This is a genomic window from Candidatus Acidiferrales bacterium (assembly GCA_035515795.1).
In the GTDB taxonomy this organism is placed as follows: domain Bacteria; phylum Bacteroidota; class Ignavibacteria; order Kryptoniales; family JAKASW01; genus JAKASW01.
Genome location: DATJAY010000012.1, coordinates 160,370 through 181,954, shown reverse-complemented (window position 1 = coordinate 181,954; position 21,585 = coordinate 160,370). Strand labels below are relative to the sequence as shown.

Genomic DNA, 21,585 nt, shown 5'->3' with positions numbered 1-21,585 from the left:
AAAATGAGCAAGCGGATTACACGTCGAAACTGGATAAAACTCGTCGGAGGCTCTGCGGTCGGCTTGATGATCACTCCGATCCCCTGGAAAATTCTCGACGAGACCGCAAAGTGGTCACAGAATTGGTCGTGGATCCCCGTACCACGAAATGGGAAGATAAATTTCAGGAATACGACCTGCACTTTATGCCCCATGGCGTGCGGCGTCCGCACAAGATGCGTCGACAACCAGCCGGTCAGCCTGACGGGAATTCCGGATCACCCGATTAGCGGCGGCGGATTATGTTCAATCGGACTCGGTGGACACCTGCTTCCATATCACCCATCCCGGCTCCTCCAGCCGTATAAAGTTCTGCATAACAGCAACGGCACGAATAGTGTCCCGGTCTCCTCGGAGGAATCGATCTCCGCGATTATCGGTGCGATCTCGTCATCAAGACAAGGATCCGTCGCAATCCTTGATGGACAACCCAAAAGAACAATATCTTTTGCTTATAGGAAATTTCTGGCGGGATTAGCCGATGGGCTCTACGTCATTCCTCCAACGACACATGGCGTTTCGACAGAGCTTATTAAAAACGTCATTGGTGAAAAAGAAACTTCATTTGGATTTGATATAGAGAACGCCCGAACAATCCTGAGCTTCGGAGCTCCGGTACTTGACGGATGGGGAACGCTCGGACAATTTTCAAGAGTTGTCAAAAATCGCAGCGGAAAAGATCACGTCAAGATAATTCAGGTTGAATCGATTCATTCGAGGACCGCTCAACTTGCCGACGAATGGGTTCCGGTTAAACCCGGCACCGAGGCCGCATTTGTGCTTGCGATCGCAGATGTAATGATAGAAGAAAGACTCTGCGACATACAAAAACTTAAGGCACATTCAAAAGACTTCGACAACAATTCCAGCGTTTCTTTCACCGAATTAGTGAAGAAATTTTCATCGGCAAATGTTTCAGGGCAGATGGGAATTCCCGCGGAAAGGATCCGCGAGATCGCGCGTGACCTGGCTTCAAGGAAACCCTCACTCGTGGTATTCGACGGCTCTTCTTTCAGTAGAGACGAGCAGATTGCTTTCATGGATTTAAACATTTTACTCGGCGCCGTCAACACAAAAGGAGGCTTGATTCCGCGAACCGGATTACCCGCCCCGCTTGAAGAAAAGCTTGCAGAAGAAACTTCACTAATCGATGTGCCTGATCATTCAATCAGAGTTTTGATTCTGGACGGCGCGGAATCTGGCAGTGCCTTTCCCTGGCAGATGCTTGAACAAAAACTCGTCACGAATGATCCGATGGTCGTCAGTCTTTCACCGTATTTCACCGGAATCGCAAGATATGCAGACTATTTGATTCCCTCCCCCACATACCTTGAATCTTACGGCGATTCCCCGACGCCGCCAACCGTTTCCATGGCATCGTACTCCATTTCCAGACCGATCCTCGTGACGCCGAACGAAGTCGTGGAACCACTCGATGTCATAAGAAGAATTGCGAGGGATACCGATAATGAGTTTCCACAACTTGAGACGCTCCTGAAGAGCCGCGTCACAAAGATCTTCAGGGAACGAAAAGGATTTGTCTTCGATGCTACATCCGGCAAGACAGCGAGATTATCGGACATCTCCTCCGCTGAGCAGTTAACGCAAATTTTGTCACACGGCGGATGCTGGTACGAAGACAAAGTGATGTCAAGGTCAAAAGAGATCCCGACACGCTTCCAATTCCTTGGAGGAGACGATCATGGATTTGAAAAGTTATCGGCGGCGACTACCCGCAATTCAGATGGCCCGGGGCTCGTTCTTCTGCCGTACGCGGCGACCGTTGCCCAGCCTCATCAACTCATGGAAAAACTCGACAGAGAATCCGATCTGCGCGAATCAGGCAATACCGCTTCAATCAATCCTGAAACTGCAAGCAGGTTTAGTCTGAGCGATGGCAATAGAGCAACACTCAAGACAGAAATCGGCATCACGGACATAAAAGTAAAGTTGGACAAAGCGGTCATGCCCGGCATAATCCAAGCGACGGTCGGATCAGATGAAACGAACATTTTAGAAATCTGTAAAATAGAGAATGATTCAACATGGCGAATTACGAAAGCGGAAATTCTTCCGGCGTAGATAAAGTGATTAATTATCGCAAGGCAAAATACGGAATGGTCATCGACGTCGACAGGTGCACCGGCTGCGGCGCGTGCATGGTGGCATGCGCGGTCGAGAACAACGTTCCACCTGCTCCGTCAACTGCAACCGACAGGACGGGAATCACACCGATGCGAGTCTACGAAGTCGACAATGGCCTTCCATTTCCCAACAATAAGTCGGTCTTCTTCCCGATTTCGTGCCAGCAATGCGAGCATCATACCCCGTGCGTGTCAGTCTGCCCTCAGAACGCGGTCGAACTGGATCAGAGCACAGGAATAGTCGGCCAGATTCCTGTCAGATGCTTTGGTTGTCGCTACTGCATGGTGGCATGTCCGTATCACGCAAGATATTTCAACTGGTGGGATCCGGCTTGGCCGAATGGGATGGAGAAAACGTTGAACCCGGATGTTTCGCCGCGCATGAGAGGCGTCGTCGAGAAATGCAATTTCTGTTTCCACCGCCTTCAAGCGGCCAGATCGAAAGCAGCGGTTGAGGGGAAAAAAGACATTGACCCCGCCGAATATGTTCCGGCATGTGTCGAGTGTTGTCCGACTCGGGCAATGGCTTTCGGCGATCTGCTCGATTCCGATAGCAAAGCCTCCAGGTTTTCGAGAGACAAAAACAGTTTCCGTTTGCTAGAGAACCTCGGTACAGAACCGAAAGTTTACTTTCATTCGGAGCAAGAATGGGTGAGGAGACTTATCGAGTCAAAGACGACGTTCGCAGAAAACGAACCGGCGGAAAGGGAGAATGCCAATGGATAGTCATCTCATCGCACGGGGTCTTGATCGAGCGCCATTCAAAAAATTCTTGGCATGGATTATACCTTGGGCGGCCGTGCTGCTCGTCGGGATGTATGCGATATTCCTTGTGCTACTCAAAGGTTTGAATCAAACAAACATGGACAACCGTTTTTCTTTCGGGCTCTGGATATTTCTCGACCTGTCGGTCATCGCGCTCGGCGCAGGCGCATTCTTCACCGGATTTCTTCTTTACATTTTGAAGAAGCACGAACTCAAGTCGGTAATAAGCAGCGCGGTGGTGATCGGGTTCATATGCTACAGCGGCGCGATTCTCATCCTGATGGTTGATGTCGGTCAGCCGCTGAGAGCATGGTTTACGTTCTGGCACCCCAATGTCCACTCGATGTTGACGGAGGTAACGTTCTGCATAACGTGCTACCTCACCGTTCTCGCGATCGAATATATTCCGCTGATCTTCAAAAACAGAAAGCTGAGAGAAATTCCGTCGTTTCTGGTTTTCGAATTTCAGTTACACAAAGTCATACCAATATTTGCAGGGGTCGGGACATTTCTCTCATTCTTCCATCAGGGTTCACTCGGCGGATTATACGGAGTTCTTCAAGGGCGACCATTTGCATTTCGTGAAGGGATCGCGATTTGGCCGTCGACATTCTTCCTTTTCATAATCTCCGCGGCAGCTTCCGGGCCGAGCTTCATAATCCTGACGACGTGGCTTGTATCCAAACTAAGCAGGAAGCGGCTCGTGAAAGACGAAGTCTTCAGACTTCTCGCAAAAATATCAGGCTCACTTCTGATTTTCTACGTACTACTCAAAAGCATCGATACCATGAATTGGATGGACAGAACCGTTCCGTCCCACAGGCTATCAGCCATGAGCTATTACCTTCATGAACCGTTCAGCATATGGGTCTTGTTTGCAGAGATAATTGTTTTCGGTTTGATACCCGCACTTGTTTTTATTTTCGGGAACAAGAAATTGAATCCCGGCTGGCTCGTTCTGAACGCAGGCTCGGTCTGCTGCGGGATTCTTCTCAACAGGTTTGTCATGACGATACAGACTCTCGCCGTGCCGACGCTGCCTTTCGACAAGTTCATGCTCTACACACCAAGCTGGCAGGAAATAGCGACGTTTCTTTTTGTTATTGCATACGGAGTTTTAACTTACTCGTTCTCGTTCAGATACCTGAAGCTATTTCCGCAAGAGAGGGAGACGAGCTACGAATAAAAAATTATCAGAATCGGACCGTCATTGCGAGGAGCGATGCCAAAGGGCAGTCTCAGCAATGACAGTCAATTTCCTTTTTGTGGAGGTTTGAAAAATGTTTCCTTGGGTTTTCGGATTCAAATGGCAGACCGGGAACTTGATTTTTCTCGGAATATTTTATTCGGTCGTCACCGTCATATTCTCGACGCTCATAATCGCCGCAAGACGCGCGATAAAAAATATCGGAGGGAGCCGGGACTTTGCGTCTATATCATGGTACGAGGACTTCTCCGAGCTACCTGCGCCTGCGAAAGTCTGCCGCCATGTCATAAGTGGAGAACTGGAGAAACGAATTTGCCCGAATGCATTTGACTGCCGAGTCTGCGAGTTGCACCCAGGGCTTCTTTTGGAAAAGGCCATTCCAAACGGACACAAGAGAGAAATCAGGAACAGCTCCATTTTGGGACTGAACATGCCGGCGGACCGACTGTATCATCGCGGACACACATGGGTAAAAAAAGAGCATGATGGCACACTGACAGTCGGGCTTGACGATTTCGCAAGCAAAATTATCGGCACGCCGGACATTATCGAGTTCCCAAAAGTCGGAACCAAACTCGAAGTGAACGGAACCGGGTGGTTCTTCGAGAAGGGCGGCACAAGGGTTCGGGTTCTGTCGCCGGTAGAAGGAAAAGTAATATCGACTGGAAATGGAGAAAACGGTTTCTACATTGGAGTGAAACCGCAAAACGGAATAGACCTGCGACACCTCCTCAAAGGTTCGGAGATCGGTCCGTGGATCATGCACGAAGTGGAACGGCTTGAAACGTTGCTCACAATAGAGAAAGTCGGAATCATCTTCGCCGACGGCGGTGAATTGGAGAATGACTTGTCGAAAAATTATCTCGAAGCCGATTGGGACAAGGTGCTGGGGGAAATGTTTCTCGAATCATAGGCAGGCCGCCCCGTCAAGATCAGATCGGAGTGTTGCTGAGTTTTAACCGAAGGCAAATCCCGTTTGTTTTTCATGAAGGATGGAAATAATTTGGGGAGTTAAATATGCACTGCAGACAAAGGATAAAGAAACAATATTGCGTACGACATGCTGCAGATGGGAAAAAATTCATTTCTAAAGTTGCTGGCTGCAAACATGCAACTTACTTATCTCCTCGCAAGCATGGGCCAAAACAGTGAATACTCTGCAGTCTGAATTTGTCGATATCTCAACCGGGCTCCTTGTTTGCGCCGCCGGGGCGCTCGCGTCCGTGATTTCAATCTTCCGGCTGAAGAACAGGGACTTCACCCTCCTGAACTTCGGGCTCTTCACATTTTTATACGGGTTGCGAAGGATGGTCGAGACATCCACTATGAGATCGCTGGTCGGTTCTCCCTTCACATTCCCGTATTTCCACGGGCTGCTCACCTATGCACTCGTGATCCCGTTATCGGCCTTTCTGGTCAACGTATTCGGGCGCGGAATTTACAACTCGATGACCTGGGTATTCCGCTCAACGATCGTCTATGCCGTCGCCGCCGTTGCATACGACCTTTTTCTGCCCGGGCCGCTGACGGACGTCGCGATCTACCGGCCCCTTGCTGTTGGCTGGGCGGCCGTATGGATTGCGAATGTTCTCCTTTCCCGGAGGCGGCGTGATACCGAGCTGCGGATTTTACAAGTCGTATTTCTGACCACTCTCTTTTTTATGCTCATCGATCAGCTTCTCAGCATGGGCATTTTATCATGGGGATTTCGGCTGGAGCAGCCCGGTTTCGCCGTGCTCTTTGTCGGATTGGGATTTGTCGCAGTACATCATTTCCTTGTCAACGAACGAAAGCTGCACTCCATTGAGCAGGAAATTGAGATTGCCCGGAGGATCCAGGAGTCAAACCTTCCGGCACGCATAGATTTCCCAAGAGGCATCGATATTGCAGCTAGATATGTGCCGATGTCCATGGTCGCAGGAGATTTTTATGACGTCCAGACAAAAGATGAAACCGGTGCTGGTATACTGATTGCCGACGTATCAGGCCATGGTGTCGGCGCTGCGTTGATCGGTTCGATGCTGAAGATTTGTTTTGCATCGCAGGTCCAATACATTTCCGACCCGGCGCATGTATTGACGGAGATAAACCGTATTCTTCAAGGAAAAATTGAAACCTCCTTTGTTACAGCTTGTTCGTTATTCATTGATTTCAGGAATGAAATACTACGTTATTCCACCGCGGGGCATCCGCCTCCATTCTTGCAGAGAAGGTCGAACCATGAAATTATCAGGCTCACTCGCGCGGGCACGGTCTTAGGTCCGTTTCAGAATTTTGTGTACGAAAATGAAGAGTTGACTCTTGCGAAGGGAGATCGGTTAGTCCTTTATACCGATGGTATCATTGAAACGAAAAGCAAAAACGGTGAATTCTACGGAGACGACCGCATGGAGGCCGTCATAAAAGCGCATTCCAATGATTCGCCGGAATGCTGTGCCGGCCAAATCGTGGAGCAGGTTATCAAATGGTCCGGCAGGTCAGGAACGCGATATCTTGATGATGACCTGACCTTGATTGTCGCAGATGTTCTCACCGGACCTCCAGCAGCTGTGGTCGCGGATAAATAGAGATTATACAATCATAAATAGGTAATGCCGCACGCAGCTAATCGCGGAAAAAATGGCGCTTCGCTTTGTCATAAATTGTTTTAACAAGGAAAATAGAAAATGATTTCCGACTCTCTAGAAAACTTGAATAAGTATCAGCAGATCATTCCGCACTCAAAAGAAATATGCGATTACCTCAACACCACAAATATTTTTTCTTTGGCCGTCGGCAAATACCCGATCGCAGGGGACTCCGCTTTCATACTCATCCAGGAATACCTGACTAAGGCGGATGCCGAGAAAAAATGGGAGTCGCATAGGAAGTATATCGATATCCAGATTGTCCTGGACGGGCAGGAGATCATGGGCTATTCACCCGCTCCTTCTCTCAAGTCCAAAGATGGATACAACGAGGAAAAGGACATAACATTTTATGAAGACGACTCGTGGGAGCACAGCAGGCTATTTGTCCCCAAAAATTATTTTTGTTTGTTTTTCCCGGAGGATGCCCACAAGCCCGGTCTTCGTGTTCTCAAAGATGAATCCGTTAAGAAAGCGGTAATTAAGGCCTCAATTTACTAGAAAGAAATCGCTCGGGACATCGTCGTCACCGCTCTATCTGATATTTCTTGATCTTCTCATAAAGCGTCGACCTGTCAATTCCCAGGATCGATGCCGCTTCCTTTATGTTTCCATCAGTTCTCTTTATCGTTGCCTCTATCACCTGCTTTTCGACATCGTCAAGCGCCATGTTGTCCGGCATGCTCCAATTCTTCCTGCGCCAGCCGTTGAGCTCAATGAAGCCGAAATCTTCTTCCGTCAGGACTTTGTTCTTGCATGTTACCATGGCACGCTCGACGGCGTTTTCCAATTCGCGGACATTTCCCGCCCAATCGTAATCCATGAGAAGCTTCAAACCGGACTCGGCAATGTCCTCAATCTCTTTCCCAAGCTCGTGTGACAGCCGTTCGATAAAGCTCTTCACGAGAAGCGGAATGTCTTCCCGCCGCTCGCGAAGCGGAGGTATGCGGATGTTGATCACGTTCAGACGATAGAACAAATCGTCGCGGAATTTTTCCGACTTCACCGACTCGTCGAGGTTGCGGTTCGTGGCAGCGATCACCCGCACGTCGACGCTCAGCTCGTCCGTCCCGCCGACACGGTAAAAGGTTTTCTCCTGCAGCACCCGCAGCAGATCCATCTGCAGTTTCTGCGAAATGTCTCCGATCTCATCGAGGAAGATCGTGCCGCCGCCCGCCAGCTCAAATTTTCCCTTTTTCTGCGAAACTGCACCGGTGAATGCACCTTTCTCATGTCCGAACAATTCAGATTCGAGCAGAGTCTCGGCAAGCGCCGCGCACGAGACGCAAACGAATGGTTTCGACGCACGCTCACCAGAATAATGAATTGCGCGAGCGATTAGTTCTTTGCCGGTACCGCTTTCTCCCTGGATAAGGACAGTGCTTTTCAGGCTCGCAACTTCCCGTATGAGCTGGAAGATGTCCTGCATCTTTTGGTTCTTGCTGATGATGTCATGAAAATTGTACTCTTTCGTCAGCTTCTTCCTCAGGATCATGTTCTCGCGCTGCAGGTTCTTCACCTTTATGATCCGCTCGACAAGAATCGAGATCTCTTTAGGATTACACGGCTTAACGATGTATTCCTGCGCGCCTTCTTTCATGGCGGTGATCGCCGTGTCCACCGTCGCATAGGCAGTAATGATGATTATCGGCGCATCCGGATGAATCTTTTTTACCTCCATCATCGTTTCGATGCCGTCCATTCCGCCGGGCATTTTCAAATCTATGAAATAAATTGCGTAGTCTTTTTCCTTCGATTTCTCCAGGGCAATTTTCCCGGAGGCGGCAGAGTCAACCGCGTAGCCGTCTTCGCGAAGCCATGCCATGAGAGATTCCCTCATTATTTCTTCATCGTCGACGACCAGTATTTCCCACTTCATCTTCATTTGTGACTCCAAGAGACTTCTTTTGCCATCACCGTCCACATTCCATCTGTATCCTTCTAAACTTTTTGTTTTGCTGCGACATCTGTCTTCTTTATTGGCAGGGTTACCTTGAACGTCGTTCCTTCTCCGACTTTACTGTCAACAGCAATATCTCCACCATGCGCATCAACGATCCCATACACGACCGACAATCCGAGTCCGACTCCTTTTCCTTCTCCCTTTGTCGTGAAAAAAGGGTCGAAAATTTTCGACATGATTTCGGATGGAATCCCGTCGCCATCATCGGAAATCTCCAAGACAATGAAGTCCTTCTCCTGAGCAGTGGTGATTGCGACTGTTCCTTGTCCCTTGTTCTGACACGCCTCCGCTCCGTTCATGACAAGATTTATTACGACCTGCTGCATCTGGGAGCCGTCGCACTCGATCCTTGGCAGATCATCCTGCAATTGAAGCTTCAACTCCACGTTTCCAAGCTTGAGTCTGTGACTCAGAATCATGAGCGTCGTGCTTATCACTGCGTTCAGATCGACATAGGCGGTTTGCGGCTTTGATCTTCTCGAGAAGGCAAGCAAGTCCGAAACTATTCTCCCGACGCGACTCGTCTCGTTTATGATTTGCCCCAAATACTTTTTGAACTCAGGCACTCGCTCTAACGGAATTCCATCCTCCTTCACGATTCTCTCCAAAAGTGCAGCCAGGTTCAGCACCCCGAAAAGAGGATTATTGATTTCATGTGCCACGGTGGCCGAAAGTTGACCCAGGGAAGCGAGGCGATCGCTCTGGAGAAGTTTCTGGTGTGCCGCCTCAAGCTGCTTCGTTCGCTCCTTCACCTTTATCTCGAGATCCTGCGCGGCTTGATTCAATTCTGCCATCGCCTTGTCGAGCCTCTCACTCATCAAATTGAACGCATGAGCGAGCTCTCCCAGTTCCTGGCTCGAATTTATCTCGACTACGTGGTCGAGCTGCATCCGACTCACTGCTTTCGTCCCGGCAATTAACTTGCGAATTGGTCTATCTACAAATCGCCGCGTGAAGAAAATGATGAAAAGTCCGATCAGCAAAATTTGAATTCCCGTTACGACATACACCTCGTTTTTTGCCGACTGAAGTTCATGGTCGAGCAGTTTCAAATCGAGGGCGACGTCAAGTACGCCGAGAACGTTGGTCGATCGAGGATGAGCGTGGCAATCCGCGTCGCTGCAAGACGGCTCGTTGTAAATCGGCGTGATCATCGCAAGCTGGCGGCTACCGTCCGGCAAAGTGAAAACGCGTGAGCGCGAGGAAGCATCTATATTGACGAGAGGCTGCCGCATGGGCGAGTGGCACATTACACAAGCCTCGGCATTTTTATCCACTTGACTTGCGTCTTCGACTTTTGTCGAGAACATCACGGTGCCTTCTTTGTTGAAAATCCTGATTCGGCTGATCCCCTGCTTCGAAGCAACGGTTTTCATGACTTCATACGCGGCTGCCCGATCATCGGCGAGCATCGCGTGCCACACAGCACTCGTAATTCCCTTTGAAAGCTGGTCGACACCTGAGATCATCGTCTGTAGAATTTCTCTCTCGCGATTCCTGAGGCTCACGTATCCCGAGATACCGGAGACAACCATAACGATGATCGTAAGCGAGATAATAATTTGTTGGGACAGGTGCTTTAGCATTGCATCACATAAAATTCATCGGCGCTATTTAGCTTAAATCCTAATAAGCATTCAAAATTATTTGCATACCGCTCGGGAGGTAAAAAGCTCAGGCACCGACTCCATTATAGTAAAAACGAACTTTCAGAGTTTCAATCCATCTCGGAAGGTCACGGCCCATTCGGTTCACAATCAGGCCGAGCGCGGCAGTTGAATTAAACCCCATTTTGATTTTATATTAATACGACAAAAAGGAAAGAACTGAAGATGGCAAGAGCAATAACGAGGACAAAACGAGTCGATAAACAGCGGAAGGCAAAAACTCCTGCAGAGATGCCGCTGAAACCCATCAACTACAAAATCATCGTCGGCGGCGCACTTTTGATCATCTTGTCATACGTAATCCTTGCCAACAATAATACCGTCTACGGATTCATCCCGCTCAACTTAGTACCGATTCTTCTTTGTATCGGATATCTCATCATAGTTCCGTTTGGGATCCTGTACAGGCGGAAGAAAACCCAGACAACTCCAAGCGGAGCTCAGCAGAACCAAGATCAGATTCCTGCGAAGTAAGTCCATCTCAGGAAAAAAATTCATCCTACTACTTTCAGTGCCTCGTGGTTCGCCGCAATTGTCTTTTCTATATCCTTATCAGTGTGCGCGGCCGAAATGAACGCCGCTTCAAACTGTGAAGGTGGAAGATAAACCCCGCGCTTCAGCATCTCGTTAAAATAACCTGCAAATTTTTTCGTATCGCTCTTCAGTGCAGATGAAAAATTGCGGACTTCTTCCGTTGAAAAAAACAGAGTAAACATTGAGCCCGCCCGGTTAAACCTGTAATTCAGTCCGAGCTTTTTCAGATTGTCGTTTATTCCATCCTCAAGAAACTTTCCCATCTTCTCTAGTTTCCTGTATAGACTCTTTTGCGCGTTCAAAATCTTCAGCTGGGCAATCCCCGCCGCCATCGCAAGAGGATTTCCGGAAAGTGTTCCTGCCTGATAGACCGGCCCGTCAGGCGAAATCATGCGCATAATTTCTTCCCGACCACCATAAGCTCCGACCGGAAGTCCACCGCCGATAATTTTTCCGAAAGTTGTAAGGTCCGGCTTGACTCCGTAAATCTCCTGTGCACCACCTGGAGCAAGCCGAAAACCTGTCATCACTTCATCGAGGATGAAAAGCGCGCCATTTGTGTGAGCTATCTCCAGGAGCTGATTCAAAAAGTTGTTTTCAGGGATCACCACACCCATGTTGCCAACAACCGGCTCCACTATCACAGCCGCGATCTCATTCCTGTTGTCGTTGAAAAGCCTTACGACAGATGTGATATCGTTGAACTCTGCGACAAGAGTCTCCGCAGCCAATTCTTTCGGAACTCCCGGCGAGTCAGGAATGCCGAATGTTGTTGCCCCCGAGCCGGCTTTGATTAGAAAGCTGTCGAAGTGCCCATGATAGCATCCGGCAAACTTTATGATCTTGTCGCGGTTCGTGAAAGCTCGCGCCACCCTCACAGCGCTCATCGTGGCCTCGGTACCGCTGTTTACCATTCTTACGACTTCGACGGACGGCATCATCTTGCATACGAGTTTCGCCATCTCGACTTCATAAAGCGTCGGCGCCCCAAAACTAGTCCCGTTTGCGGCGGCATTCTTGATCGCGGCGACTACCTTTGGATGGGCGTGACCTAAAATCATCGGCCCCCATGAGCCGACAAAGTCTAAGAACTTATTTCCGTCGACATCATAAACGTATTGCCCCTTGGCTTTGCTGATGAAAAGCGGATCACGCCCGACGGACTTGAAAGCTCTGACGGGGGAGTTCACTCCGCCCGGCAAATACTTTTTTGCCTCAGAAAAAAGTTTTGCGCTTTTCGCGGTATTCAATTTTTTCATCAAAACCTCACATTGGAATTAGCATCATAAAAAATTGAAATCTCAGTGGGACTAGTTTGAATCAAATCAAATTATTTTCAACGTACCAATCGTAAGCCTTTTTAATCGCATCCATGATGGGATGCGGCTGGAAGCCGAGTTCTCGTTTTGCATTTTCAGACGAGAAATAATGCGGGAGAGTGGCACTGACAACATGAGCTTTCGTCAGAACCGGCGGTTTACCCGTCACGCTCGATAAGAGTTCGAGCAGCGACGCGGCCGCTTTTGCCATCCAAATTGGAAGTCGAACGTTCGGCTCGGCGGAGCCAACAACTTCTCCAATCTTCTCGAAGAGGTCTTTGAAAGAAATATTTTCGCTTCCGAGAATGTACTTCTCTCCGATCCGTCCGCATTTCAAAGCAGCGATCTCTCCCTCGACAACGTCATCTATACCAACGACACACATTCCGCCGCTCACATAAGGGACGACCTTTTTTCCTTTCAACACTCGCAGGAGGATTCCGAAATGCGAATAAACGTCGCGTTGTCCTACGATAGACGCCGGATTCACGATGACGGCATTCAATCCGCGTTGGATCGCCTTTTCAACCTCGACTTCTCCAAAATGCTTGCTGTCGCTGTATGCGACATTGTATTTTTCCCTGTTGTAAATCACCGTCTCGTCTGCGATATCACCGGCAGAAGGAACACCGATGGCGGCGACCGAACTCGTATGTACCACTTTCTTTACGCCAACTTTAAGGGCAGCATTCATCACATTCCGAGTCCCTTCAACATTCACGCGAAATAATTCTTCGCGCCGCCTGTTGTCAAATGTAACCAGACCGGCCGCGTGAAATACAAACTCCGCTCCGTCCATCGACTTCGAGAGACTCTCTTGATCGAGAATGCTTCCATATACGGTTTTCCCGGAAAAATCTCTCAATCCAAGGAGGTTCGATTCCCGACGAACCAAGGCAACGACTTCGTATCCGAGCCCCGTCAGCCTGTGACAAAGATTCGAGCCGATTAACCCGTTAGCACCCGTGACGAAAACTTTTTGCATATCGTCAGAAAACTTGGGAAGATTGAAACCCGGGCAAGGCGTAAGAGGCTATTTCTTCAACAGTTTCGCCGCATCAACAGCGTAGTAGGTCAGTATCAAATCTGCGCCTGCCCGCTTGATGGCAGTCAGTGTTTCTATCATGATTCTCTGCTCGTCGAGCCAGCCGTTTTTTGCCGCAGCTTTTATCATCGAGTATTCACCGCTGACCTGGTAAGCGGCGGTTGGCATCTTGAATTCATTTTTGACACGATATATCACATCAAGATACGCCAGTGCAGGTTTCACCATGACAATGTCGGCACCTTCATTAATATCGAGCGCAACCTCGCGAACCGCCTCGTTCGTATTCGCCGGATCCATCTGGTGACTCTTGCGGTCTCCAAACTTCGGCGTCGATTCTGCAGCCTCACGGAAAGGCCCGTAGAAACCCGAAGCGTACTTCGCTGCGTAGCTCATTATCGGCGTGGAAGGAAAACCGTTTTCGTCGAGCAAATTCCTTATCGCCTCGACTCTTCCGTCCATCATGTCGCTAGGAGCGACCATGTCGGCGCCTGCCTGCACATGTGTCAACGATTCTTTCGCAAGAAGCTCGAGGGTTTCGTCATTCAATATCTCCACCTGGCCCGGTCCGATTTCCTTCAATATGCCGCAATGCCCATGCGATGTGTACTCACACAAGCAGACATCGGTGATGATGAACAGATCAGGCAGTGTTTTCTTCAATTCGCGAATTGCCTGCTGGACAATTCCGTTTTCGTCGTATGCTTCCGAGCCGTACTCATCCTTATGCGATGGAATTCCGAAGAGTATCACCGATTTCACTCCCGATTTCAAAACTCCCTCGCATTCGCGTACGAGTTCGTCGACAGAAAGCTGGAAGACGTTCGGCATCGAAGAAATCTCGTGTCTGACTTTTTTGCCGGGAATAACGAACATCGGATAAATAAAATCGGAAGGTTGAAGCACCGTCTCGCGGACCATTTCACGCATTGTTTCTGTCATTCTCAACCGGCGCATCCTTACGGTCGGGAATCCAGTCTTCTTTTGATATTCGGCCATCGTAATCATCTCATTTCACTCCTGCCAAAATTGCTTCGGCTGTCTTCTTTCCATTTGCGATACAGTCGGCCACCGAAATGCCGTCCCTATAATTACTGCAAATATAAAATCCTTTATGGAGGCTTTCAACATGGCTTACGGCATCCATGATAGAAAGGTGGCCGATATTGTATTGCGGAATGGCTTTCTCCCATTTAGAAACCGACTGAAATGCCGGCATGCCTTCGATTTTCATCAATGCGGAATTTTCCTCATGAGCGATCTTCGCGATTTCTTCCGGCGATGATCTTATCACTTTCGGCTGGCGAGATCCACCGACAAACGTTGTGAACTCGACGAAGCCGTCCGGTGCACGGTTTGGAAAAATGCTCGAGCTCCAGATTGTTCCGAGAATCTTTCTATTCTCAATTTCAGGGACAAGAAAACCGAATCCGCGCAAATCAGTTTTTACCTGTTCCTTTCCATAGCCAAGAACCGCGACTGCAACCGGCGGATATTTTATTTTAGCCAGCTCACCCGATAGGGCAGGCAGCCATGATTTCACAATCTCGGCAGCAGCGAACGAAGGCGTGGAAAGCACCACCGAATCAAAATTTCCCGAATCCGTCTTCCCATCTGCCGAAAAACGTATGATGAATTTTCTGCCTTCCGATTTCGCTTCTACCACCGACGTGTTATAACAGACCGCGCCCTCAAATTTACGTGCAATCGTCGTCGGCAAAATCCCCATTCCGCTTTTGAATGCGAAGAGTTTCGCCGACACTTTTGCTTTCTCGGAGCGTCTTCTTCTTTCCCCCGCGCCTTTGATAGTTCCTTTAAGCAAGCCGCCGTACTTTTCTTCGAGAGCGTACAATTTGGGAAACGCCGCCCGCACACTCAGCTCCGATGGATTGCCGGCATAAACTCCCGCCACGAACGGGTTGATGGCATAGTCGAGGAACTCCGCGCCCAGACGTCGGGTCACAAAATCCGCTATAGACTCTTCATGGTTCGCACGCCCGACAAACGGTTCGCCGAAGAGCCTGACCTTCCCACCGACAGTCCACAATTTGGTCGTGATGAATGAGCCGATTCCTGAAGGAAGCGCATGAAGCCTTCCATTGCGCAGGATGAAGCGATATCTGGCATTTTCATCCGCATAAACTTTTTCATCTTGGATGCCCAGATCATTCAGCAATTCGTCGATGATGAGATTTGTCTCGGATGTGCTATTTGGTCCGTTTTCAACCAAGTAGCCGTCCACGACTCTCGATCCTATTGTGCCGCCCGGATAGTTATTTTTTTCCAACATCACCACGTCGGCTCCACCCTTTCTCAGGAAATGGGCCGTAGAGAGTCCCGAAATTCCCGCTCCGACGACTGCAACTTTCATTTTCGCTGAACGCTCTGTTCTCGAAGGTTGAATTCTCCAGCCCTGTTGACCACAAGCCGAGACAAAGCTTCGATGAATTTCGGGGAGTCGTTGAGTGCAGGCATCATTTCAAAGTGGTCAATGCCTGCTTGCCTCGCCTCGTTCCGGAAAAGATGGTTCACCTCATATAGAGTCTCTGAGTGCTCGCTGACAAAACTTATCGGGACAACCAATAAATTCTTGACTTCATTCGCTGCTAGTCTTTTTATTTCGTCGAGAGTCGGAGGTCCGAGCCACTTGATAGGTCCGACACGGCTTTGATAAGCTAGAGAATGCGGATTCGGAAATTTTGTTGAAACGAGATCGACAGTCTCAATTATCTGGCGCTGATACGGATCACCCCGTCTTATGATTCTTTCAGGAACACCATGGGCACTGAACAGAATATACACGGTTTTCCGAACGCCGCCCAGAAATCTTGAAAGACCCTCGCTGATCCGATCAGCTACGGCATCGATATAAAGAGGATAATCGTGATAGCTTTCAATCTGAAGAACTTTCATTCTTCCCTTCAGATTCTTCGCGGCCTTATTCCATTCAGCAAAACTCGACAGAGTCGTCGTGCGTGAATAATGTGGATAAAGAGGGAGCAAAATTACATTCTCGATATCGTCCTTCAAGAGCGCTTCATAAGTCTCCCTGATTGTCGGTTTGAAATATCTCATCCCTACATACACTTTCGCATTAAGTTTCTCGCCCAGCACCCTTTCGAGTGCGGCGGCCTGCTTCATGGTCAATTCATACTGCGGAGATTTTCCTCCCATGATTTTATAATAATAAGCGGTCTTTTCTGCACGCCTTTTCGCGATAAACCGGACCAATCCTCTTCGCAAGAAACCTCTCAGAGGTATCTCAATTATGTACGGATCCATGAAGAGGTTGAAAAGAAATTCTTCGACATCATCCAGGGAAAGCGGCCCACCGAGATTGAACAAAACTACACCGACTCTTTCTGCCATCAATCGACTCTCCAAGATTTCACAAAGTCGACAAGACTCTTGACATTGTCCATCGGGGTGCTCGGCAATATTCCATGGCCGAGATTAAAAATATGCTTCGCTTTGGGTACGCTTCGCAGTATTTTCTCAGCCTCAGTCGCAATGACTTCAGGACTTGAAAACAGAACAGCAGGGTCGAGATTTCCTTGAATGACTCCTCTGATCTTCCTTCCTGCTTCGTTTATAGGTATCGTCCAGTCGACACCGACGGCCGACGCTTCCATCGCACCGATTTTTTCGAGAGACAGATTTGCTCCTTTTGAAAATACGATAATGGGAATTTCTTTCCGGAGTACATCGACAATCTCGCGAATATAACGAAGCGAGAACTCCTCATAGAGCGGCGGCGTCAATATTCCTGCCCACGTATCGAAGATTTGAGCCAGGTTTGCACCGGCTTCGACCTGCATTCTCAAATATGAGATGCAATTCCTCGTCAGTATTTCAAGAAGCTGGTGAGCCGTCGAAGGGTCGTCGTAAAGCATCGCCCGCGCGTGAACGAATTCTCCACCTCTTCCTTCAACCATGTATGCAAGCATTGTCCAGGGCGAACCGCAGAAACCGATGAGTGGAACTCTGCCGTTAAGCCGTGCAACCGTTATCTGGATTGCATCTGCAAGGAACTTCATCTGGCTCACACAGTCCACATCGTGAATCGTTGAGATTTCATTCCTGCTTTTGATAGGGTTCGTGAATCGCGGCCCGCCCTTTCCCTCTTCGACGATAAGATTCATTCCCATCGCCTCCGGAAGCAAAAGGATATCCGAGAAGATTATTGCAGCATCAACGCCTATGATATCGACAGGCTGAATCGTCACTTCCGCGGAAAGCTCAGGCGTTTTGCACAGGGTTAGAAAATCATGGTGCGCTCGAACCCTCATATATTCCGGTAAATACCTGCCGGCCTGACGCATGATCCAGATCGGAGTTCGTTCGACCGGCTCGCCGCGAAGGACTCTCAGGATTAAATCGTTATCAAGTTTTTTCATATTCTAACAAGCTGGCGACCAGGTTTTCAGTGGTTGAATTATCAGGCATAATTGCGACTTCGAGGCCGTAGTGCTCCACAGCTTTTCTCGTCGTCGGACCTATAGTTGCGATTTGCTTTTTCTTCAAGATGTCGATGCCGAATATGTCGATAAAATTTTTTGCTTGCGACGGGCTGTAGAAGACCACCAGGTCGAATTGCCCTGATCCAATCTCGGATTTTATCTTATCCTCAATTGAATTGTTTGGCAGAGTATTATATACGACCACTTGATCCACGAAGGCGCCGTTGGACCTCATGAAATCAGCAAGCTCATTGTTGGACAAATTTCCGACAGGTATCAAAACCCTCTTTGCTTTCCATTTAAAATATGCCAGAGACTTCATCAAATCTTGCGACGTAAATTTGCCCGGGATAAAGTCGGGAGTGATGCCAAACTCTTTGACTGCTTCGCCAGTTTTTTTGCCGATCGTGATGATGTGCGGCTTGACTTTCGAGCTCGGGTTGTGATTGACTTTGGCAAAGAAACTTCTCACTGCGTTCGCAGAGGGAAATATTATAGCATCATATTCGCAGAACGACGAAATGAATGACTGATCCTCGGAGGACAAATCAGCCGGGACAATTTTTATCGTCGGAACTTGAATAACTGTTGCACCTGCCTTCTTCAGCATCCCAACGATCTCTTCGGACTGATCCTCGGCGCGCGTTACCACGATCCGTTTGTTCAAAAGCGGCAATTCTTCCGGCTTCACCATATCAAATAAATTATTTCTCCGCGATTAGTTTGACGACGCTCTTATTTCATCCAATATTTTGTCCGCGCCTAGAGAAATCAATCTTTCGGCGAGATCCACTCCACATTTTTCGGGCTGATTTTTGTCAAACCCGACGTGATCTTTAATTAAATTTTCACCGTCGAGCGATGCAACCATACCGGTCAATTTGTTCTCCCCGAAGGAGGTGTATACTCCAATCGGCACCTGACAGCCCCCCTCAAGACGTCGAAGGAATGCCCGCTCTGCTACCGCGGACAATTCGGAGTTCGCGTCGTTGAAGGCGGAAAGGAAATCATGAACATGTTCATTATCCTCGCGTGCTTCGACGGCGATAATCCCCTGCCCGACTGCAGGAAGGAACATTTCAGGTTCAAGAATCTCCGTCACCTTGTCCGTCATTCCAAGTCTCTTGACGCCCGCGTATGCAAGGAACATCCCTGCAAATCCTTCGCTCTCAAGCTTGCGGAGACGGGTGTTCAGATTTCCGCGGATGTCGACAAGATTCAGGTCGCTTCTCAAATGAAGAAGCTGCGAACGGCGTCTCAAGCTTCCCGTAGCTACCGTCGAACCTTTGGGAAGCTCGAGAAGCTTCATGCCGTCCTGGGCAATGAGTGCATCGCGGACATCCTCGCGTTCACCGAAGGCAATCATCCTCAGGCCATCTGGCAACTGCGTCGGCAGATCTTTCAAACTATGTACGGCACAATCTATCTCGCTATCGAGAATCGCCTTCTCGATCTCTCTCGTGAAAAGTCCTTTATCCCCGATCTTCGACAGCGGTGAATCGAGAATTTTGTCTCCCGTTGTCTTGATCGTAACAATTTCAATCTCAGTCTGCGGATGACTCTTACGCAAAAACTCCGCGACGAGATTTGCCTGATAAAGCGCGAGCTGACTGCCGCGGGTACCGATTTTGATGCTTCGGCTCTGCTCAGGATGAACTGTTTTCATTTTCATCCTTGTGGGCTTCTTCAGCGAGTCCGAACAAAGTCTTAATCAGTTTCACGCGGTCGACGAGCGAAATCCCGTTCTCCGCATTTTTCAAATTCGTGAATGGTTCATGCAGAATTTTATTCACAAGGGAACGGGTTATTTCTTCTACAATTTCGGCTTCCTGTCCCGTCATCTTGTTCTTGTAACGCTTGATTTCCTCAATCCTGATCTGCTCAATCTTATCGCGAAGTCTCTTTATTGTCGGGCCGACTTCGAGAGAATTGTACCACTTTATGAAATCGTTTAGTTCCTCGTCTACGATTCTCCTCACAGCGGGGATCTCCGAGCGACGCATCTCCATATTCTTCTCGACGATGAGATTGAGGGAATCTATGTCGTTCAGGAAAACATTGGAGATTTTTCTTGCCGCCGGATCGACGTTGCGGGGCACGCCGATATCGATCACGAGAAGCGGATCGTCTTCACGTCCTTTCATGGCTGCTGCGACCATCTCGCGTGTCATTATATATTCCGAACCTCCGACACTCGAAATGACAATATCACATTCGGCCAATTCTTGTGTAATGGCATCCAGGGGAATTGCCTCACCAATACCGATCTCCTCGGTAAGATTCTTGGCACGTTCGATAGTACGGTTTGCGATGTAGAGTTTTCCGATATCCTTCGGCTTCAGGTCTTTTGCCGCAAGCTCGGCTGTCTCGCCTGCACCGATCAACATCGCGGTCCTGCCTTTTAAATTCCCAAATATTTTCTCGGCTAGTTCGACAGCCGCGTAGCTTACGGAAATCGCTCCCTCCGAAACTTTCGTTTCCGACTTCGCTCGCTTCCCGGCCTTGAGCGCCGCTTGAGCCGCATGGTGCATGATCGTCCCGACCATGCCTAGTTCGACCCCGGTGTTATACGCTTCTTTTACTTGACCCAGGATCTGGATGTCACCCAACATAAGTGAATCGATCCCGCTGGCGACGGAGAAAAGATGTCGTATCGCTTCGAATCCCTCGAATGTTTCGTAATCGGCTCGAACCTCATCATCACCAAGTCTTTTCCCTGCCCGCACGAACCTGTACAGGTCGACGTGAGTTTGAGGTTCAGCAGAAGGAAGAAGATAGAGCTCTGTACGATTGCACGTCGAGACAATGAGCGACTCGCGGGATACGGATTTTATTTCTTCAGAGATTCCCCTTATTTCTTCCGGAGAATAGAATATTTTTTCTCGTGCTTCCACATTTGCGGTTCGATGGTTTATCGAAACCGCAGTTAATTTCAACATTATTTTCTATCTAAAATTGTGAAAACTATGCATCACGTTGACCACAACCAGCGATGCGACTGTCAGCACAAATCCCACCATCGACACGATCATGACCGTGCGACCGGTCCACCGCATCACCCTGCGAAAGAGAAGTGCGGCAAAATAAATTATCCAGACAAAATCTGTGATGACCAATTTCGGGTCGGAATAAGAAAAATCATCGATCGTCTTCGGCAGCCAGACGTACCCTATCAAGATGACGATTGAAAGAAAAATGAATCCCAAAAATATCGACCTGTAACTGAGTTTCTCGAGTGTCTGCAGGTCCGGAAGTTTCCTGTAAATGATTCCAAACTTACTCGACCTGATTTCATGGTACATCATCAGATATAATCCGCCGTAGACTGCAGAAATTGCGAGCGCGCTGTAACCTAACATCGCGCTGGCAACGTGCAAACCGAGGACACTCGATTTCAGAACCGGTTTCAATTGAACATAATCTCTCATGAATGCCGCCGACACAACTTCAAATAAAAACGCGAGTGCAAGTATAAACATTCCCGTGTCTTTGACCCGCGACCTCGTTTCTATATAGACATAGGCTACTCCTATGGTAAACGAGACGACCGTCATGATTTCGAAAACCGAAGTGACCGGCGGATGTTCCGTGAGGAGTGTGTGGCCAATTATATATATAAAATGGACGACAAGAGTTCCGATGAGAAATCTTGTCCTGTTTCGAATGCCGAACTGCTCATCCAGGAAAAATGCCAGCCCGTAGAGAAAAATGGTGAAAAGATAAAGAATCGGCAGCGAAATCTTGAGAAAATCAACAAAATATTGCAGCATGGCCGTTTAAGTTAGATAAGGTGAAACTCGAACACAAGGCGATCC

At 48.7% G+C, this 21,585-nt stretch carries 19 protein-coding genes; 7 read left to right on the top strand and 12 right to left on the bottom strand.

Going from position 1 to position 21,585, the window contains the following annotated elements; translation table 11 throughout:
- The first annotated feature begins 3 nt into the window (after window positions 1-3).
- From VLX91_06810 to VLX91_06785, 6 genes are all read left to right on the top strand, one after another.
- A complete protein-coding gene (locus VLX91_06810; protein HUI29911.1) occupies window positions 4-2,121 on the top strand; it encodes a molybdopterin dinucleotide binding domain-containing protein in 2,118 nt (705 codons plus the stop codon).
- Window positions 2,085-2,909: a 4Fe-4S dicluster domain-containing protein gene (locus VLX91_06805; protein ID HUI29910.1), complete on the top strand. Its 825-nt coding sequence runs from the start codon at window positions 2,085-2,087 to the stop codon at window positions 2,907-2,909. The genes VLX91_06810 and VLX91_06805 overlap by 37 nt, the downstream gene beginning before the upstream one ends.
- On the top strand, window positions 2,902-4,134 hold the full coding sequence (gene nrfD / locus VLX91_06800) for an NrfD/PsrC family molybdoenzyme membrane anchor subunit (protein ID HUI29909.1): 1,233 nt from the start codon (window positions 2,902-2,904) through the stop codon (window positions 4,132-4,134). Before VLX91_06805 ends, nrfD begins: the two co-directional genes overlap by 8 nt.
- Before the next feature lie 94 nt (window positions 4,135-4,228).
- Window positions 4,229-5,068 (top strand): glycine cleavage system protein H, encoded by an 840-nt coding sequence (locus tag VLX91_06795; protein ID HUI29908.1) that lies wholly within the window; start codon window positions 4,229-4,231, stop codon window positions 5,066-5,068.
- Between the two features lie 235 nt (window positions 5,069-5,303).
- Window positions 5,304-6,722 (top strand): PP2C family protein-serine/threonine phosphatase, encoded by a 1,419-nt coding sequence (locus VLX91_06790; protein HUI29907.1) that lies wholly within the window; start codon window positions 5,304-5,306, stop codon window positions 6,720-6,722.
- 99 nt (window positions 6,723-6,821) lie between these two features.
- Complete coding sequence (locus VLX91_06785) at window positions 6,822-7,283, top strand: YhcH/YjgK/YiaL family protein (GenBank protein ID HUI29906.1); 462 nt, start codon at window positions 6,822-6,824, stop codon at window positions 7,281-7,283.
- Window positions 7,284-7,308: 25 nt separating this feature from the next.
- On the opposite strand, the gene VLX91_06780 is transcribed toward VLX91_06785, so the two are convergent.
- Window positions 7,309-8,667, bottom strand: a complete 1,359-nt coding sequence (locus tag VLX91_06780; protein HUI29905.1) for a sigma-54 dependent transcriptional regulator — start codon at window positions 8,665-8,667, stop codon at window positions 7,309-7,311.
- A gap of 56 nt (window positions 8,668-8,723) precedes the next feature.
- Entirely contained in the window at window positions 8,724-10,331 is a 1,608-nt protein-coding gene (locus VLX91_06775; GenBank protein HUI29904.1) for an ATP-binding protein, read from the bottom strand.
- Window positions 10,332-10,577: 246 nt separating this feature from the next.
- Between VLX91_06775 and VLX91_06770 the strand changes: the two genes are divergently transcribed.
- Window positions 10,578-10,886, top strand: a complete 309-nt coding sequence (locus VLX91_06770) for a hypothetical protein (protein ID HUI29903.1) — start codon at window positions 10,578-10,580, stop codon at window positions 10,884-10,886.
- A gap of 20 nt (window positions 10,887-10,906) precedes the next feature.
- On the opposite strand, the gene hemL is transcribed toward VLX91_06770, so the two are convergent.
- The 10 genes from hemL to ccsA form a co-directional block, all read right to left on the bottom strand.
- Entirely contained in the window at window positions 10,907-12,205 is a 1,299-nt protein-coding gene (hemL, locus tag VLX91_06765) for a glutamate-1-semialdehyde 2,1-aminomutase (protein HUI29902.1), read from the bottom strand.
- A gap of 61 nt (window positions 12,206-12,266) precedes the next feature.
- The gene (locus VLX91_06760) at window positions 12,267-13,250 is read right to left on the bottom strand and encodes an NAD-dependent epimerase/dehydratase family protein (GenBank protein ID HUI29901.1); all 984 of its coding nucleotides are present in this window, start codon (window positions 13,248-13,250) and stop codon (window positions 12,267-12,269) included.
- A 48-nt stretch (window positions 13,251-13,298) separates the two neighbouring features.
- Window positions 13,299-14,318 (bottom strand): porphobilinogen synthase, encoded by a 1,020-nt coding sequence (gene hemB / locus VLX91_06755; protein ID HUI29900.1) that lies wholly within the window; start codon window positions 14,316-14,318, stop codon window positions 13,299-13,301.
- Between the two features lies 1 nt (window position 14,319).
- A complete protein-coding gene (hemG, locus tag VLX91_06750) occupies window positions 14,320-15,681 on the bottom strand; it encodes a protoporphyrinogen oxidase (GenBank protein ID HUI29899.1) in 1,362 nt (453 codons plus the stop codon).
- Window positions 15,678-16,679 carry a ferrochelatase gene (gene hemH / locus VLX91_06745; protein ID HUI29898.1) on the bottom strand — a complete coding sequence of 334 codons (1,002 nt, stop codon included), beginning with the start codon at window positions 16,677-16,679 and terminating at the stop codon, window positions 15,678-15,680. The genes hemG and hemH overlap by 4 nt, the downstream gene beginning before the upstream one ends.
- Entirely contained in the window at window positions 16,679-17,707 is a 1,029-nt protein-coding gene (gene hemE, locus VLX91_06740) for a uroporphyrinogen decarboxylase (GenBank protein ID HUI29897.1), read from the bottom strand. The genes hemH and hemE overlap by 1 nt, the downstream gene beginning before the upstream one ends.
- Complete coding sequence (locus VLX91_06735) at window positions 17,694-18,464, bottom strand: uroporphyrinogen-III synthase (protein ID HUI29896.1); 771 nt, start codon at window positions 18,462-18,464, stop codon at window positions 17,694-17,696. Before VLX91_06735 ends, hemE begins: the two co-directional genes overlap by 14 nt.
- A 24-nt stretch (window positions 18,465-18,488) precedes the next feature.
- Window positions 18,489-19,436, bottom strand: a complete 948-nt coding sequence (hemC, locus tag VLX91_06730; GenBank protein ID HUI29895.1) for a hydroxymethylbilane synthase — start codon at window positions 19,434-19,436, stop codon at window positions 18,489-18,491.
- Entirely contained in the window at window positions 19,417-20,709 is a 1,293-nt protein-coding gene (gene hemA / locus VLX91_06725; GenBank protein HUI29894.1) for a glutamyl-tRNA reductase, read from the bottom strand. Before hemA ends, hemC begins: the two co-directional genes overlap by 20 nt.
- Window positions 20,710-20,715: 6 nt before the next feature.
- Window positions 20,716-21,540, bottom strand: coding sequence for a cytochrome c biogenesis protein CcsA (ccsA, locus tag VLX91_06720; GenBank protein ID HUI29893.1), 825 nt, complete (start codon window positions 21,538-21,540; stop codon window positions 20,716-20,718).
- Between the last annotated feature and the right edge of the window lie 45 nt (window positions 21,541-21,585).

What these genes read in the sequence shown, in the direction of transcription:
- VLX91_06810 (HUI29911.1), top strand. Translation starts at nt 4, where the DNA reads ATGAGCAAGCGGATTACACGTCGAAACTGGATAAAACTCGTCGGAGGC.
- VLX91_06805 (HUI29910.1), top strand. Translation starts at nt 2,085, where the DNA reads ATGGCGAATTACGAAAGCGGAAATTCTTCCGGCGTAGATAAAGTGATT.
- nrfD (HUI29909.1), top strand. Translation starts at nt 2,902, where the DNA reads ATGGATAGTCATCTCATCGCACGGGGTCTTGATCGAGCGCCATTCAAA.
- VLX91_06795 (HUI29908.1), top strand. Translation starts at nt 4,229, where the DNA reads ATGTTTCCTTGGGTTTTCGGATTCAAATGGCAGACCGGGAACTTGATT.
- VLX91_06785 (HUI29906.1), top strand. Translation starts at nt 6,822, where the DNA reads ATGATTTCCGACTCTCTAGAAAACTTGAATAAGTATCAGCAGATCATT.
- VLX91_06780 (HUI29905.1), bottom strand. Translation starts at nt 8,667, where the DNA reads ATGAAGATGAAGTGGGAAATACTGGTCGTCGACGATGAAGAAATAATG.
- VLX91_06775 (HUI29904.1), bottom strand. Translation starts at nt 10,331, where the DNA reads ATGCTAAAGCACCTGTCCCAACAAATTATTATCTCGCTTACGATCATC.
- VLX91_06770 (HUI29903.1), top strand. Translation starts at nt 10,578, where the DNA reads ATGGCAAGAGCAATAACGAGGACAAAACGAGTCGATAAACAGCGGAAG.
- hemL (HUI29902.1), bottom strand. Translation starts at nt 12,205, where the DNA reads ATGAAAAAATTGAATACCGCGAAAAGCGCAAAACTTTTTTCTGAGGCA.
- VLX91_06760 (HUI29901.1), bottom strand. Translation starts at nt 13,250, where the DNA reads ATGCAAAAAGTTTTCGTCACGGGTGCTAACGGGTTAATCGGCTCGAAT.
- hemB (HUI29900.1), bottom strand. Translation starts at nt 14,318, where the DNA reads ATGATTACGATGGCCGAATATCAAAAGAAGACTGGATTCCCGACCGTA.
- hemG (HUI29899.1), bottom strand. Translation starts at nt 15,681, where the DNA reads ATGAAAGTTGCAGTCGTCGGAGCGGGAATTTCGGGACTCTCTACGGCC.
- hemH (HUI29898.1), bottom strand. Translation starts at nt 16,679, where the DNA reads ATGGCAGAAAGAGTCGGTGTAGTTTTGTTCAATCTCGGTGGGCCGCTT.
- hemE (HUI29897.1), bottom strand. Translation starts at nt 17,707, where the DNA reads ATGAAAAAACTTGATAACGATTTAATCCTGAGAGTCCTTCGCGGCGAG.
- VLX91_06735 (HUI29896.1), bottom strand. Translation starts at nt 18,464, where the DNA reads ATGGTGAAGCCGGAAGAATTGCCGCTTTTGAACAAACGGATCGTGGTA.
- hemC (HUI29895.1), bottom strand. Translation starts at nt 19,436, where the DNA reads ATGAAAACAGTTCATCCTGAGCAGAGCCGAAGCATCAAAATCGGTACC.
- hemA (HUI29894.1), bottom strand. Translation starts at nt 20,709, where the DNA reads ATGTTGAAATTAACTGCGGTTTCGATAAACCATCGAACCGCAAATGTG.
- ccsA (HUI29893.1), bottom strand. Translation starts at nt 21,540, where the DNA reads ATGCTGCAATATTTTGTTGATTTTCTCAAGATTTCGCTGCCGATTCTT.